This window comes from Paenibacillus glycinis (assembly GCF_009909185.1).
Taxonomy (GTDB): Bacteria; Bacillota; Bacilli; order Paenibacillales; family Paenibacillaceae; genus Paenibacillus_Z; species Paenibacillus_Z glycinis.
Genome location: NZ_JAAAMV010000003.1, coordinates 57050 through 73599 on the forward strand (window position 1 = coordinate 57050; position 16550 = coordinate 73599).

Consider the following 16550-nt stretch of genomic DNA (forward strand, 5'->3'; position numbering starts at 1 on the left):
TCCCCACAGCTCCTTATATCATTGACGCAGGTTATATCAATTGCCCGATTTCCTCGTCGCTCGTAAGCGCGTTATGATAGCTGATTTCAGCCCGTACCCGTTTGATATCTTCGGCCACCATCATGTGAACGAGCTCGCTAAAGCTGACTTCCTGCTTCCATCCGAGTTTTTGCTTCGCTTTGGAGCAGTCCCCGATCAAGAGATCCACTTCGGCCGGACGGACGAATCTGGAATCCAAGACGACATAATCCCGATAATCCAATCCTACGAACGAAAACGCCGTCTCGAGAAACTCCTTGACGGAATGCGTTTCCTCCGTCGAAATCACGTAATCGTCCGGTTCTTCCTGTTGAAGCATCAGCCACATGGCTTTTATATAATCTCCGGCATATCCCCAGTCGCGCAGCGCGTCGATATTTCCCAATCGAAGCTCTGCTTGGAGGCCGAGCTTTATCCGGGCTACGCCATCCGTAATTTTGCGGGTTACGAACTCCAGCCCCCTCCGCGGAGACTCATGATTGAACAGAATGCCCGAGCAGGCATACATGCCGAAGCTTTCGCGATAGTTGACCGTGATCCAGTGCCCGTATACTTTGGCGACCCCGTAAGGGCTCCGGGGATAGAACGGCGTCGTTTCCTTTTGAGGCACTTCCAATACCTTGCCGAACATTTCGCTGCTCGAGGCTTGATAAAATCTCGCATCCGGTTTCGCGATACGAACGGCTTCCAGCATGTTGGTCACGCAAAGCGCCGTGATATGCCCCGTCGTAATCGGCTGCGGCCACGATGCCGCGACATAGGATTGGGCGGCGAGGTTATATACTTCGTCCGGATCGGATAGACGGACGGCTTCGATCAGCGAAGCAAGGTCCGTCAAATCGCCGGAAACCCATTCGATCCGGTCTCTGATCTTCATCGCATTCTCGTAATTCGGCGTGCTCGTACGACGGCGGAGACCAAACACCTTATAGCCTTTCTCCAACAAAAACTCTGCCAAGTACGATCCGTCCTGGCCGGTAACGCCTGTAATTAACGCTCTCTTCATCGTATCCCCTCCTGAGAACTTCCTATTGAATGACAACGGATCTTAAATTCGCTTCGGATTCCAAAAACCAGCGGTAGGTTTGAGCGAGACCTTGGTGCAGATCGATCTTGGACTTCCAGCCCAAGCCGTTCAATTTGGTAACGTCGACCAACTTGCGCGGCGTTCCGTCCGGTTTCGACGTATCGAAAATAAGCTCGCCTTCGAATCCCACCAGCTCTTTGAGCAGCAGCGCAAGCTCCCGAATCGAAATATCCTCTCCGACGCCGATATTGACGATTTCATTTTCGCTGTAATGTTTCATCAGAAACAAACAAGCATCCGCCAGGTCATCCGCATGCATGAATTCCCTGCGCGGCATACCCGTCCCCCATATTTCGACAGCCGGGAGACCATTTTTTTTGGCTTCGTGGAACTTCCGCATCAAGGCGGGCAATACATGAGAATGCGCCAGCTCGAAGTTATCGTTCGGGCCGTACAAATTGGTCGGCATGACCGATATATAGTTCGTTCCGTATTGCCTGTTGTAGGATTTGCACATTGTAATGCCCGCGATTTTCGCGATCGCGTAAGGTTCGTTCGTCGGTTCCAGTTCGCCGGTCAGCAGATCCGTTTCTTTCATGGGCTGCGGAGCGAATTTCGGATAGATGCACGTGCTCCCCAGAAACAAAAGCTTGCCTACGCCGGTTAAATGCGAAGCTTCGATTACGTTGGTCTGGATGCGCAGATTATCGCGGATAAAGGTTGCCGGTTGTTCGTTGTTGGCGATAATGCCGCCTACTTTGGCCGCCGCCAAAAAAACGCAATCAACGGATTCCTGTTTGAAAAAGTCCAACGTGGCATCGAAGTCCCTCAAATCGAGCTCCGAAGACGTTCGCTCCACGAGATTGCCGTATCCTTCGGCCCTCAATTTGCGAACGATTGCCGACCCGGCGAGCCCTCTATGCCCGGCCACGTAAATTTTCGCGTCTTTATCCAAGGTTTCACACCGTCCCTCAAATGAATGTCATGTGCTCGCAGGGCATCTATGCTCGAATGACTGGTTTTGGAGAATGCATCTACAAGGCTTTCGAATCTTATGTACATCAGCATGCGAGTAACGTTACCGTTCCAACGCAATTGTTTTGGCAAGCACGGCAAAACAATCAAGTTGGAACAAAGTTCGAATAAAAAGGGCATCTAACCCGTCCTCACATCACACCCTCGACGATGAACGTCTAAGGTTCGCAAACCCACAGCGTGACCGAGTGCCTACAGTTATAAAGGTGCAGTAGGCATTACCTGAACGACCTATTTGCGTTGCTCCCCGCTGTCAACCGTTACTGATTGACCGTTGCCACGGGCGCTTCGCCGATCGGCCGATTTTTATTATTGTCCCGCGGCGATTTGAAATCGCGGTTTTTGGCTTTCGCTACGGCTGCGAAGGTCGTTAAGCCCAGCGTATCCATGACGTCTCTTTCGGTTTTTACCGTGTCATCCAAGTAATGCAGGATAAATACAATGCCGGTAAGGGCAATCATCGATACGATGAAGGCCAAAAACGTATTTTTCACGGGGTTGGGAGTTACGGGCGCGGCTTTGTCGGCGGGGTTGGCGTCGCTCAGTATAATGACGTTATCCACCTTGTAGATCGAGACGATCTCGGATTGAAACACGATCGATATGGCATTTGCTATATCGGCAGCCCGTTTATAGGTTTGATCCCTAACGCTGATCGTCATCACTTGCGTGTCGTTGACGGAGCTAACGGTGAAGTTGCTAAGAAGCTGATCGGAATTGATATGAAGCTCCGGGTACTGGGTGACGACCTTATCCATAATGGCCCTGGTCTTCATGATTTCCTTATATGTATTGATAAGCCTAATGTTGGTATTGACTTCGTTGATGTCGAGCTTGTAATCCTCCAGCGGCGTCGAACGGTTGACGATCAGCTTAACGTTGGCTTGATATTCGTTCGGCAGCTTCACGTAGCTGACGTACGCCGTAAACGCGCCTATCAGAATGCTGCAAGCCACAATAAGGTAAATCCTTCGTTTGACAATTTTGATGTACTCTTTAAACTCCATTGCCAACCTCCGTGAACCTAATTTTCAGAAAACTTTCAGGTGTTTTTCAAAAAAACCAATAAAAATTCCGTTTTCATACCAGAAGCTCAGGTTTTAATCGTCTTGGCGGCTTAGCGCACTTGACTGATACAAATCGTATCACTGCCTCTAGTCCTAATTTATGATACATTCTGTAACTTGTCAAGAGTATTTTCGCAAAATACTACAAAACGTATCAAGAAAGCGCTGTTTTTTCCACGCTCTTCCGCGCTGCTGGTTTTGCGGCTTTTTCGGCCTCAAGATTCATTCTCGTCAAACATACAAGCGTCAGAATCAGCCCGTACGGAAGCGCCTTATAGCTGACTTGGAAAAACATGCCTATCAATAAAGGTACCGCGGAGCCGAACAGAATCGGAAGCTTCTCTATCGTGATCGAACGGAGAAAGTTGCGCATCAACCAGATCATGTATATGAACATGATTAGCAGCCCGATCAATCCGCCTTTTAGAAGAAAATACGTGATCAGCGAATGCGTATAGGAGACCGCCACGTAGTTGACGGCGGGATCATGAAACAGCCCTCCCCAGCCTAATCCGAATAACAAGGAATCCGGGCTATTGGCCAACTCGTGAAAAACCGCATACAGCTCATCGAACTTGCCGTTCGCCCCGAATGCCTCTTGCTTGGCCTGCAGCAGTTCAATCGAACCTTGAATTTGGCTAAACCCTATCCAGACGGCAATGAGCAGCATGATGACCGCCATCAAAAACTTCCTGAATGACTTAAAGGCATAACAGACGATATAAAGAAGAAAGCATAGGCACGCCAACCCGAGAGGAGCTCTCTGTGCGACTGCCATTAAAGACCCGAGCGCGATGCCTCCTCCGATGATCATCATTAGACTCGCGGCCATTCGCCGCATATTGCCCCACATAAAGGTATGAAAGGCCATCAGAGGCAAGAAAATGCCGGCAAAGGCCACGCTAGGGTCATATGGAATATAGAGCAGATTATCCTGGTAATAGCTCTTTCCTATATCCAATAGCGAGATGCCCGTTATATGGTAGAAACGAAGGGAGAGTATCACGCCGATGCCGGCGATCAACCACGGCAGCAATTTTGCCCACTCGGCTTTCGCCTTCGACATGACAGGCAGAAGAAAAACCGGCATGAACAAGTACAGGCAAGGGACGATATCGCGTATGACGTCCCTAATCGCCCAATGCTTCAGCAATACGCCATTCATCAAGTTCCACCACAGGAAAAAGAAGAACGTGATATGAATGGCAATGGGAATCACGCCGTATCTTCGAAGGAGCTTAAATCCTCCCCCGGCTGCCAATAGACAGACTGGGATGCTGATCGAGACTGCCAACAAACAGGCGATTACCACTTCGATGAGGCCGGGGCTTTGCGGAAATGGCGTACTGAGGACCGCGTATATCAACAACGCAGCCGCAAACGATACGGCGGGTTTGTAAAAAGAATGAGCGGCGGACATGACTCTTGGCTTCGCGTATAGTTTTGTGGAATTTACGGCTTCCATTTCATTCACATCCGATTCAGGAGTTCAACGACATTGGCTGATCTTTGACTTTGTTTTTCAATTTTGCTTTTCTTGATTTTATTTCCATCGCACTTGCTTTAGGAATAATAGCAACGGTTGGATAGCCGATCACGTCCGTAACGTCCTCTTCGGTCTTAATCGTAACATCCAGGTACTCCAGGAGATGAGCCAGACCGATTCCCAGGATGAGCGAAGCGATGAACGCGACGATTACATAGAGCGCGGGGTTGAGGCTGACGGGAGCGATATCGCTCGTGAATTGTTCGGGCGCCAGGTTGAGGATGACCACGTTATCGATCCGCATGATTTTGGGGATTTCCGCGACAAACACATTCGTGACTGCATTAACGATTTTCGCTGAACGTTCATAAGACTCGTTTTCGGCCGAAATCGAAATGATCTGCGTGTTTTCATCGGAATTAACGCTCAATTGCTCCAATAGATGCGGCGTGGTTAAACGAAGATCCGGATTTAATTCCACGACTTTGTTCAGTATCGTCGGATTCAAGACGATTTTTTTGTAGGTATCGATGAGTCCTCGATTGGCCAGCAATCCGTCGTACGACAATGTATTCGTATCTTCGGTTCTCATCATTTTGTTTACGACCATATTGCTGGTCGCTTGATATTCGGGCTTTAATTGGTAGTACGCGTAATAAACCGTTGCCCCCGTTATCAGGATGAAAAGCGTCAGTACAATGCCCAGCCTCTTGGTAACCACCTTGACGAACTCTTTAATCTCCATGACTCTCCCGCCTACCTTCCTTAAGAACCCATATATCTTTTATCAATCTTATTGATGACCACGCCTAGGATCTTCGCGTGCACATGCTCCATGCTCATTTTCACCTTGCGAATCAGATCCTTCTTTACTTTGCCGTATTGAACGATTAACAGAACGCCGTCGCTCTTGGCCGCGATGATTTGCGCATCGGATACCGTTAGAGCCGGAGGCGTATCTACGATAATGATGTCGAAATGCTCCTTATACGCTGTCAGCAGCAACTCCAAATTTTTATTGGATAAAATGTCTGAAGGATTCGCAGGAGTAGGACCTGAAGTGAGCACGGATAAATTCGGAATATGCGTCTCGCGCACCATTTCATGAATGCCGTGCAGATTTTGCAGCAAACTGCTTAAGCCGCCGGTATTGCGAAGCTTGAAAATATAGTGCAGTGAAGGATTCCGAAGCGCCGCGTCGATCAGCAGCACCTTTTTATCCGTCTGAGCAAATGCAACCGCCATATTGACGGCCGTCGTTGTCTTGCCTTCGCTATGCTGGGACGACGTTACCGTGATAACCCTCGGTTTGTATTCGTCCTGGCTTAAATCGATATTCGTTCTAAGCGTACGATAGGCTTCGGATACGGGAGACGATGGATTCACGTCCATTATGATTGGTTTTTTAGCCGTTTGCAGCGCCATCTAGACACCTCTTTTTTATAGTAGAATCAATTGTTTTTTTGATACAGTTCGTATCATCCGCCTCACTCTAAATTAAGATACGAAATGGATCTTGTCAAGCCAATTGTTTAAAACTCGTTTTAATCAATACTTCCAAACGATTTCCACCCATTCGCCGTATACGCCCAACCGATCCTGCCTCCCTCAGCGGGAGAACCGTTGAACACGATGTCGCCAATTTCGCCCGGCTGTTCCGGAACCCTATCGCCGAAGCGAATTTCCCGGCCCACATGAAGCTTGGAGCCCGCCAATAGTTCCGAACCATAAGGCGCTTGGGTAGTAATATTCGGAACAAGATAAACCCCGAATAAATCGAGTTCGAATGGGCCGTTGATCGTAAACGAGATTTTCTTTCCTTCGACCGCCCTCATATGAATGGATTGCGTAAAACGTTCCCTGCCGCTTGGCCATAGCATGCTCGGTTCGAATTTGCGGTTCCCAGCTTCAATCGCCATGGGCATCGCTTTGCCTGAACGATTGCTGCCGACGATGAATAGCGTATAATCAGGATACTTATTCATGCTCTCGACGGTCGTCATCCATACCCGAGACGAACCCGTGTCGCGAACGGAGCTCAACCTGCAGCCTGAAGGCTGCAATTGTTCAAACCGAATCGATTCTCCCGTGACTTGAACATTATTCGGGAGGCCATCCCGATCATTCGAGTAAAGCGCCGGGTTAGAGATCACGTTGTGCCCCGCGTTTCCCATGACGGACACCGTTCTTCTCTCCCAGTCCTGTTGGAAAGGAGTGGCATCCTCGTACCCCATGACGGTAACGCAACCCACGGGATCATCGATCATGGAACCATGCACGGCATCTTGATGGTTGGATTGCAAACAATAATTGAGGTCGCCGACGATAATTTTTCTTGATCCGGTGGATCTGCTGTCCACGGATACGATGAAACCGCGCTGGTAGTTAAAAGGCGTGATCGCGTAATGATCCACCCGGCAGCCGTCGATGCGGACATTGGAGCTATGGCCCTTGATCCCGACGAAGCTCTCGAATGTCGCTTCGGCGTGGCAGCCCAAAATCGATACCGCGTGCGACTGATCGATCGTAATCAGTGGTGCTTTGCTCTCAGGATCCTCTAGTCTCTCGAAAGCGCAATTGTCAATCTGGACGCCGTACGTGCGAACGAGTTCAAGGTGGCTCCGGTCAACCGTCAACGTCGAGAAGAAGCAACTTTCAATACGCGCGCACAATTGCACGTCCTCAAGCCGAAGGCCGGTCCCCGAATACCCTCTCTCGCTCCAAAACCTGCAATTGGTCAACGAGATCATATATGCGCCCGACCCTTTTTTATGACCGTTCGATTTGGCGCCTTCTATTAGAACTCCGTACCTTCCTTTTCCGCACGCGCTGGAGAAGAACCGCTCGAATGCCTGATGTGCGCCTTGCGGCAGCCGAATACCGCCTCCCCTTGCGTGATTGACATAAAAATCCTTGAATGACACGCTTTCCGCCAACTCATGATTGGACTGAATCGCATATCCCGAACCCGTGTACAAGATCCCCGAATCATACATCCCCGCGCCGACGATCTTGAAACCCGAACCGGCCGTCCCAGCCGTATTGGGACGCTCCGTAACCGGAAGTTCAATCGTTCCGGAGCATACGTACTTCCCCCTTGGGAAGTACAGGATGCGGTTTCCCTCGGTCGCCGACTTGACCGCTTTCATGATGGCTCGATAATCATCAGTGACACCGTCCCCTTTTGCCCCGAAAGCTTTGACGTCCGTGTATGGGTCCGAAAGATCAATCTCTTGGCGAATAATCGTCGTTTCAGATTTTCGAAACGGCCATCTTATGCCTGCCGCAAGACCCACGGCAACCCCGCTTAATATGTACAACGCCCGCCTTCTGGATATAGGTTTTTCCATTTTGCCGCGCCGATCCATTAATAGCCCTCCTATCAAGACCAGGGCAGGCTATTCAGCTTCCAAGCCGGCTCCGATATACCGAAGCGTGACTGAAGGAGCGGAATGATTAAAATACTCTTTTAACAGCCTGATATCACCTGTCCGTTTATAAAAATGATAGCCGAAGGTTTTGCGCATCGTATGCGTCCCGATATCCGATAAACCTACTTCCTTCGCCGCCTCGTTAAGAATGCGGTAGACCCTAACCCTTTTTATAGGCGTTCCCGTTCGTTTGGAGCTGAATAGATAGTGCTCCGCATCAAGATTCAGATTCCGGCAATATTGTTCGATCATCATTTTCATATGATCGTCAAGGGTAAAGCGCTTTTCTTTTCCCGTCTTGCTTTCATTGACCTTGATTTCGTTTTTTCCAAATAAATCGCCGACGCGCAAGTGCAGCAAATCATGCAAATGAAGCCCCGAACGAATGCCGATCGCGAACAGCATCCAGTCCCGCATCGAGCGGCGAGACAAATAAGCTTCCATTTGTTTAATCGTAGCCGGATTTCGAATCGGCTTGACACCTTGCAATGGTTACCACCTCCTTTCCGCAGGCGCGAATTACTTCAGATACTGTTCGCTGAGTCCAGCCAACAGCTCCTTATCGGGAATCCAATAATACAGCTTTGAACCCACCATGGGATCCATCTCGTAGCCGCTCTTTCCCGGAACCTGGACATAATCGAAATCATCCTTGTTCATGCCCTTTAGCATCCATGCCAAGCTGATTAAGTCATCCTCTTTCAGATTGGTATCCAATATATCCGACTTCAGTTTTACGAGAAGGCCAGCCAGTTCCGGAAGATGTTTGGGACTCAACAACTGTTCCGCGACGGACTGCAAAATCTGCGATTGTTCGGTTTGCCGGCCAAAGTCGCCGTCACTGAATGCCCATCGCTCGCGGACGAGTCCCAGCGCGGTTTTTCCATCAATGATTTGATCGCCAGGCTGAAGCGTTACGCTTATTGCCCGCAAAAACAATGCTTCATTAATATGAACGTTCACGCCTCCGATCGTATCGATAAAATTCTCGAATCCTTTAAAGTCCGTCTTTATGTAATAATTGATCGGCACATTCAACAAGTTGCTCACGGTCTGCAGCGCGGTCTGCGTCCCTTCCTTCGTGCCGCCTCTCAGTTCCCCGACGATATGAGCGTGATTGATTTTGGTCATCCCGATTTCATCCACGTAGACCCGGGTATCCCGAGGGATGGATACGATGTTGGCTTTTCCTTCCTTGGGCTTTACTCTGACGACCATAATGACATCCGACCTTGAGTTTTCATTGCCCCTGGCATCGAGCCCGAGGACGAGTACATTGAATGCATTTTTATCCTGCTTGGCGTTTTTTTGATTCGCGGAATCTGCGGAATCGGAATTATCGGCGCGATTGGAATTACTTGCGCTGTCCCCGCTCTTGGTTTCGGTTTGAGTCGGTTTTACAAGTACGGGAATATCCGTGCGGGAAAAATGACGCGAAGGAAGCAAAGCGTAATAACCGTAAGCACCTCCTCCTATCAGTAAAACGGTTATCGATAATAGACTGAGCTTTAGCCATCTCTTCACGTCTCGTCTCCCTTTCTTTCGTCTGCGGCAAAACCGTTATCGGTACGTCATCAAAAATTCCGATACGATTCCGCACCAAATTTCATAGCCTCGATCATTTGGATGGATGCCGTCCTGAGATATGACATCCTGGAGTTTCAAATTATTCTCTTTCAGAGAAACAAAAAACTCGTTGTAAACATCGAGATAAATCCACTTTTTCTCGGCTGCGTGCTGCTTTGTTTTTTCTGCATAATCGCTATAACTTAATCCGAGTTTGTTTTTGGCGTCATTATCGCGCTCGGGATTCGGAGATTGCACGACGATCAACGCATTGGGAAGACCGGTTTGAAGCTTTTCTACGATTGCATCCAAATTACTCAGCGTCGTCTCGATCGGCAGGGGGGCCTTCACATCGTTCAAGATACAAGTTTCGAACAGAACCAAATCCGGTTTGGAGCGAATAATTTCATTAATTTGAGCGGTATTGTCGAGCATATGTTTGGTCGTAAATCCTGGATTACCGTCGTTGACGATTTCGATTTTATGGGACAGTGGCTTCATTGCGTCGAGGAAGTCAAAAAGTCGGTTGGGCCATGTGGTCTTATAACCGCTCGCGCCCGATCCCCGCGTCACGCTGCTTCCAAGCGCAACAATCGTAACTTTGCCTTTTGTCGCGGCAACCTTCTGAAGCTTCTGCACGATGGACGGCTTATTCAAAGCCGGCTTTGGGCTTAGCTCCGAACGATCATGCGATGGATACATCCAGAAAATGAAAAAAATGACCGCGACCGATATCGGCGCTGAAAACAACACGACAGATCTCCTTTTCATGCGTTTCCTCCTTGATTTGCAGAATGATCGAGTTCCGTTTGCGTCATCGTGAATAGAATAAAAATCCGTGGCAATACTTAGTACTAAAAAGCGACGATACAGTTCGTAACATGTATATTGCTTACTTTAAGATACGTTTTGTATATTGTCAATCAGATCTTTAAAAATATTACCTCATTTTGCGACGTTTTGTTTCATTGAATGCAAAAAACCACATATTCTATTAATATGAGTATATTGATAAGTAGGAGGAAAATAATGAATATCGGCAGCCGGATTTCTAAACTGAGGGACGACCGAGGTTGGACTCAGGAACAAACTGCAGGATTACTTGGGATTTCGCGTGCAGCCTTGTCTCATTACGAAAAGAACCGCCGCGAGCCGGACACGGAGACATTGTCTAAGTTTGCCGACCTATTTAAAGTTTCAGTAGATTATTTAGTTGGGCGAACGAACTTGCCTCAGAGTGTTCTAGACGAGCCGGTCAGAGATTTCGTGGACCATTTAGAACTATCGGAAGCCGACATTTTAAGTAGATATGAATTAACGATAGATGGTCTAAAATTGTCCCCTGAAGAAGCGAAACGATTTATTGCCTTTGTAAGAACAGAACGTAGCATGAAATAGGCCATTAACAAGCATCGCCTTTAATAGTGCACTCCTGATTATCAGGAGTGCATTATTTATAAAGTTCCTCATAGGGACACGACGATGTAAAAATAATAAAAGCTGCTTTCGGATAATTCCCGAAAGCAGCTTTCCCTATGTCGATTCATTTTCGTTTCATTGATCTATGTAGCGGTTAATGATTAGGAGTAGGAAAACTACGTTTGTTCTTTCTCGGCTTCATTTAGTTGAGGCAGGTCATGGGGCCAGTTAGCAAGATTAATGCCAAGCTGCTGAACGATCGTTTGTATATCCAATACAACTGCTGGAGGTTTTTTGTCGGCTTCTTGATTTTCAATTTCATTTCTCTTCATTCCCCAATACCTTCTCTCTTTAAATGTCTTTCTCTTTTGAACAGTCGGCTCCTGAATCGCGGATGTTTCAAAACCACCCTATCTACTCGACTTCCTCCCTTGGATGTTCTCTCTGCATTGATTGTCTTCATCTAGTATAGCCAAAAGAAATCAAAAAGGATGTCGAAGGTTGTGGGACCATTCTCACAATTCGCTTGTTATTTTGTCGATTATGAGAGAATTATCCAAATTTGTTAATAACGCTAACATTTAGCTAATAAATAATAAAAAAGCTGGCAGCGAATTTATTCGCTGCCAGCTTCTTAATGTCCACGATATTGTCTTCGGGTTAGTTCCCGCCCACGCGCGCCAGTTCTTTCATATTGGCTTCGAAGGCCGCGAGCAGCGCTTCGTCGCCGGCGAGGCCGGTTTGTTCCATTTTCTCGATTTGCTCGAGCATCCGTTTGTAGTCTTTCGGGATGACCTTGACGAACTTGGTCAAGGACGTTTCCCAATCGGACAGCAGACGTTCCGCCACCGCGCTGCCGGTGTACTCGGCGTGGCGCTTCAGCATGCCCTGCAGCTCTTCGACGTCGCGCGCTTCTTCGACGCGCTCGAGCAGCACCATTTCGATGTTGCAGTGCTTGTAGAAGTCACCGGCTTCGTCCAGGATGTAAGCGACGCCGCCGGACATGCCTGCCGCGAAGTTGCGGCCGGTTCCGCCGAGGATGGCGACGCGTCCGCCCGTCATGTATTCGCAGCCGTGATCGCCCACGCCTTCGACGACGACGTTCACGCCGGAGTTCCGGACCGCGAAGCGCTCGCCAGCGATGCCGCGGATATAGGCTTCGCCGTTCGTCGCGCCGTAGAACGCGGTGTTGCCGATAATGACGTTCTCTTCCGCCTTGAAGGTCGCCTTCGGAGACGGAGCCACGATGATTTTGCCGCCGGAAAGCCCTTTGCCGACATAGTCGTTGGAGTCGCCTTCCAGGGAGAGCGTAATGCCCTTCGGCACGAACGCGCCGAAGCTTTGGCCGGCCGAGCCGACGAAGTGGAACGAGATCGTGTCCTCCGGCAAGCCTGCCGCGCCGTGCTTGCGGGTCACTTCGCTGCCCACGATCGTACCGACGACGCGGTTGATGTTCGTGATCGGCAGGGTCGCGCGCACGCGCTCGCCCGATTCGATCGCCGGACCGGCCAGCGTCAGCAGATGCTGCATGTCGAGCGACTCTTCCAATTTATGATCCTGCTGCTGCGTGTTGTAACGGGCGGCATCCTGAGGAACCTCCATTTGATGCAGCAGCGGACGAAGATCGATGCCTTTGAGCTTGTAGTGATCGATCAGGTCTTTGGTTTGCAGACGGTCCACGCGTCCGACCATTTCGTTGACGGTGCGGAAGCCGAGCTCCGCCATGATCTCGCGGTATTCTTGCGCGACGAACAGCATATAATTCGCCACGTGGCTCGGATCGCCCATGAATTTCTTGCGCAGATCCGGGTTCTGCGTCGCGACGCCGACCGGACACGTGTCCAGCTGGCAGACGCGCATCATGATGCAGCCGAGCACGACGAGCGGAGCCGTGGAGAAGCCGAATTCTTCCGCGCCGAGCAGCGTAGCGATCGCCAGGTCGCGGCCGTTCATGATTTTGCCGTCCGTCTCCACGACCACGCGGTCGCGCAGGTTGTTCAGCATCAGCGTCTGGTGCGTCTCGGCCAGGCCGAGCTCCCATGGCATGCCCGCGTGGCGGATCGATGCCAATGGCGAAGCGCCGGTGCCACCGTCGTAGCCGCTGACGAGGATAACGTCCGCGCGGCCCTTGGCTACGCCCGCGGCGATCGTGCCGACGCCTACTTCGGATACGAGCTTCACGTTGATGCGCGCGCGAGGGTTGGCGTTCTTGAGATCGTGAATCAGCTCGGCCAGATCCTCGATGGAATAGATATCATGATGCGGCGGAGGCGAGATGAGACCAACGCCCGGCGTGGAGCCGCGGACTTCGGCTACCCAAGGGTAGACTTTGCGTCCAGGCAGCTGGCCGCCTTCGCCCGGCTTCGCGCCCTGCGCCATTTTGATCTGAATCTCGTCGGCGTTGACCAAGTAGTTGCTCGTGACGCCGAAGCGGCCGGAAGCGACCTGCTTGATCGCGCTGCGGCGGGAATCGCCGTTCGCGTCCGGAATGAAGCGCGCCGGATCTTCGCCGCCTTCGCCGGTGTTGGAACGTCCGCCGATGCGGTTCATCGCGATCGCCAGCGCTTCATGCGCTTCCCGGCTGATCGAACCGTAGGACATGGCGCCCGTCTTGAACCGCTTCACGATGGATTCCACCGATTCCACTTCGTCCAGCGGCACCGGTTCCGACGTGAAATTGAAGTCCAGCAGCGAGCGAAGCGTCAGATGCTTCTTGTCTTCGCCCTGCACGAGCGCCGAGAACTTCTTGTACAGCTTGTAGTCGTTGGCGCGGGAAGCCATCTGCAGCGTATGGATCGTCTGCGGGCTGAACAGATGGTCTTCGCCGTCTTTGCGCCATTGGTATTCGCCGCCGGAGTCCAGCTCCTTGACGCGGCCTTCCTGTTCGGCGAACGCGCGGTTATGGTGCTTCAACGCTTCTTCGGTGATGACGTCGAGGCCGATGCCGCCGATGCGGGTAGGTGTCCACGTGAAGTACGCGTCGACGACTTCTTCGGTCAAGCCCACCGCTTCGAAGATTTGCGCGCCGCGGTACGATTGAATCGTCGAGATGCCCATCTTGGACAGAATTTTCACGACGCCCTTGGTCGCGGCTTTGATGAAGTTCTTGACCGCTTTCTCGTGCGTCACGCCTTTGAGCAGGCCTTGGCGGATCATGTCGTCCAGCGTCTCGAAGGCCAGGTACGGATTGACCGCGCTCACGCCGTAGCCGAGCAGCAGCGCGAAGTGATGCACCTCGCGCGGCTCGCCGGATTCCAGCAAAATGCTGACCTTCGTGCGGGATCCCTCGCGAATGAGATGATGATGCAGGGCCGATACGGCCAGCAGCGAAGGAATCGCCGCGTTCTCGCGATCCACGCCGCGGTCGGACAGGATCAGGACGTTATGGCCCTTGCCGATGACGCGGTCCGCGGCATCGCACATCTGCTGAATCGCGAAACGAAGGCCTTCCACGCCGTCGGCGGCATTAAACAACGTCGGAAGCGTAATCGACTTGAAGCCAGGACGGCGCACGTGGCGCAGCTTCGCGAACTCTTCGTTCGACAACACCGGCGACGCCAGGCGAATCTGGCGGGCGCTCTCCGGCTCCGGATTGAGCAGGTTGCGCTCCGGACCGAGCGTCGTGCCCGTCGCCGTGATGATTTCCTCGCGGATCGCGTCGATCGGCGGGTTCGTCACCTGCGCGAACATTTGCTTGAAGTAGTTGAACAGACGCTGCGGGCGCTCCGACAGAACGGCCAGCGGCGCGTCGTAACCCATGGAAGCGATCGGCTCTACGCCGCTGCCCGCCATCGGCTCGAGCACCTTGCGCAGATCCTCGAACGTGTAGCCGAACGCTTGCTGACGCTGTTCGACCGTATCGTGGTCCGGTTCCGGAAGCTCCGGCGCGTCCGGCAGATCGTCAAGCCCAACGAGATGCTCGTCGAGCCATTGGCGGTACGGATGCTCGGACGCGATCGAAGCTTTGACCTCTTCGTCGGAGACGATGCGGCCCGCCTTCGTATCGACGAGGAGCATGCGGCCCGGACGCAGGCGGTCTTTGTACAGGATGTTCTCCGGATCGACGTGGACGGTGCCCGCCTCGGATCCGAGAATGATGACGTCGTCTTTCGTTACATAATAACGCGCGGGGCGCAGACCGTTCCGGTCGAGAATCGCGCCGATCTGCGTGCCGTCGGTGAAGGCCATCGCGGCCGGTCCGTCCCACGGCTCCATCAGCGTGCTGTGGTATTCGTAGAACGCTTTCTTCTCGTCGCTCATGCCTTCATGGTTGGACCATGGCTCGGGCACCATCATCATGGCGGCATGCGGAAGCGAGCGGCCGGAGAGATACAAGAACTCCAGCGTATTGTCGAACATCGCCGTATCGGATCCGTCCGGGTTGATGATCGGTTTGATCTTATCCAGGCTTTCGCCGAACAATTCGGACGCGAACAGCGTCTGCCGGGCATGCATCCAGTTGACGTTGCCGCGCAGCGTGTTGATCTCGCCGTTGTGGATCAGGTAACGGTACGGATGCGCGCGCTCCCAGCTCGGGAACGTGTTCGTCGAGAAACGGGAGTGGACCAGGGCGATGGCGGTTTCCATGGCTTCGTCGTTCAACTCTGCATAGAAAGAACGAACCTGCTCGGTCGTCAGCATCCCCTTGTACACGATTTTCTTGCTCGAGAAGCTGGAGAAATAGAAGCTGTCCGCGCCTTCCGTGCCGGAATAGCGGATCGCCAGCTCGGCGCGCTTGCGGATGACGTAGATCTTGCGCTCGAAGGCAAGCTCATCCTGCAGCGACGCATCTCTGCCAATGAACACCTGGCGAACGAACGGCTTCGCCGCGATCGCGGATTGTCCAAGCTTCCCGTCGTCCGTCGGGACGGTGCGCCAACCGATCAGCGTCTGGCCTTCCTCGCGGATAATGGCCTCCAATTCACGCTCATGCTTGCTGCGCACGCTCTCGTCCTGGGACAGGAAGAGCATGCCGACGGCGTATTCCCCGCTTGCGGGCAGCTCGATGCCGAGCTCCTTCAGTTCGCGGGAGAAAAACGCATGCGGAATTTGAAGCAAAATGCCCGCTCCGTCGCCCGTGTTGGGCTCGCTGCCCTGCCCGCCGCGATGCTCCATGTTCTCGAGCACCGTCAGCGCCTGCTGAATGATCGCGTGAGACTTCAATCCCTTGATGTTAGCCACAAAGCCCATGCCGCAAGCGTCTTTCTCGTATTGCGGGTCGTACAGGCCCTGCTTCGGCGGCAATCCTAAACGGTTCTCTTTCACTTGGATGCAACCTTTCTATGAGAAATTTGTGAATAAACGAAGGAATGGATTCTTATGCATCGAATCCGACTTCATTTCTTGGCCAAGATCGCTTAGAATGAAGGAGTATGAAAACCTTTCCTGCATGCTTTCATGAGGTCCTTCAAAAAAAGACGCTGAACGGCGGCTGGGTAAAAATGCCGTATTTATCAGCATCTTTCGGCAAACGGGCAAGA

At 51.8% G+C, this 16550-nt stretch carries 13 protein-coding genes; 1 reads left to right on the top strand and 12 read right to left on the bottom strand.

Translation table 11 applies throughout. The features are described from left to right. Positions 1 to 31 precede the first annotated feature (31 nt). The 10 genes from gmd to GT019_RS07015 all read right to left on the bottom strand — a co-directional run bounded on the left by gmd (position 32) and on the right by GT019_RS07015 (position 10422). Positions 32 to 1045 (bottom strand): GDP-mannose 4,6-dehydratase, encoded by a 1014-nt coding sequence (gene gmd / locus GT019_RS06970; RefSeq protein ID WP_161742274.1) that lies wholly within the window; start codon positions 1043 to 1045, stop codon positions 32 to 34. A gap of 22 nt (positions 1046 to 1067) precedes the next feature. Further along, a complete protein-coding gene (locus tag GT019_RS06975) occupies positions 1068 to 2021 on the bottom strand; it encodes a GDP-L-fucose synthase family protein (RefSeq protein ID WP_161742275.1) in 954 nt (317 codons plus the stop codon). 340 nt (positions 2022 to 2361) lie between these two features. Next, positions 2362 to 3108 carry a YveK family protein gene (locus tag GT019_RS06980; RefSeq protein WP_161742277.1) on the bottom strand — a complete coding sequence of 249 codons (747 nt, stop codon included), beginning with the start codon at positions 3106 to 3108 and terminating at the stop codon, positions 2362 to 2364. A 214-nt stretch (positions 3109 to 3322) separates the two neighbouring features. Further along, positions 3323 to 4633, bottom strand: coding sequence for a hypothetical protein (locus tag GT019_RS06985; RefSeq protein WP_201755272.1), 1311 nt, complete (start codon positions 4631 to 4633; stop codon positions 3323 to 3325). A gap of 16 nt (positions 4634 to 4649) precedes the next feature. After that, positions 4650 to 5399 carry a YveK family protein gene (locus tag GT019_RS06990; protein ID WP_161742279.1) on the bottom strand — a complete coding sequence of 250 codons (750 nt, stop codon included), beginning with the start codon at positions 5397 to 5399 and terminating at the stop codon, positions 4650 to 4652. A gap of 20 nt (positions 5400 to 5419) precedes the next feature. Then, complete coding sequence (locus GT019_RS06995; protein ID WP_161742281.1) at positions 5420 to 6079, bottom strand: CpsD/CapB family tyrosine-protein kinase; 660 nt, start codon at positions 6077 to 6079, stop codon at positions 5420 to 5422. Positions 6080 to 6198: 119 nt separating this feature from the next. Next, positions 6199 to 8022 (bottom strand): glycosyl hydrolase family 28-related protein, encoded by a 1824-nt coding sequence (locus GT019_RS07000; RefSeq protein ID WP_161742283.1) that lies wholly within the window; start codon positions 8020 to 8022, stop codon positions 6199 to 6201. A gap of 30 nt (positions 8023 to 8052) precedes the next feature. Further along, the gene (locus GT019_RS07005; protein WP_161742285.1) at positions 8053 to 8574 is read right to left on the bottom strand and encodes a tyrosine-type recombinase/integrase; all 522 of its coding nucleotides are present in this window, start codon (positions 8572 to 8574) and stop codon (positions 8053 to 8055) included. A 30-nt stretch (positions 8575 to 8604) separates the two neighbouring features. Beyond that, positions 8605 to 9609: an LCP family protein gene (locus GT019_RS07010; protein ID WP_161742287.1), complete on the bottom strand. Its 1005-nt coding sequence runs from the start codon at positions 9607 to 9609 to the stop codon at positions 8605 to 8607. Positions 9610 to 9645: 36 nt separating this feature from the next. Further along, the gene (locus GT019_RS07015) at positions 9646 to 10422 is read right to left on the bottom strand and encodes an SGNH/GDSL hydrolase family protein (protein ID WP_161742288.1); all 777 of its coding nucleotides are present in this window, start codon (positions 10420 to 10422) and stop codon (positions 9646 to 9648) included. 258 nt (positions 10423 to 10680) lie between these two features. Between GT019_RS07015 and GT019_RS07020 the strand changes: the two genes are divergently transcribed. Beyond that, on the top strand, positions 10681 to 11049 hold the full coding sequence (locus GT019_RS07020; RefSeq protein WP_161742290.1) for a helix-turn-helix domain-containing protein: 369 nt from the start codon (positions 10681 to 10683) through the stop codon (positions 11047 to 11049). Positions 11050 to 11246: 197 nt separating this feature from the next. Here the strand turns inward: GT019_RS07020 and GT019_RS07025 are convergent, their stop codons facing one another. Then, a complete protein-coding gene (locus GT019_RS07025; RefSeq protein WP_161742292.1) occupies positions 11247 to 11402 on the bottom strand; it encodes a hypothetical protein in 156 nt (51 codons plus the stop codon). Between the two features lie 328 nt (positions 11403 to 11730). After that, entirely contained in the window at positions 11731 to 16335 is a 4605-nt protein-coding gene (gene gltB / locus GT019_RS07030; protein ID WP_161742294.1) for a glutamate synthase large subunit, read from the bottom strand. Positions 16336 to 16550: the final 215 nt, after the last annotated feature.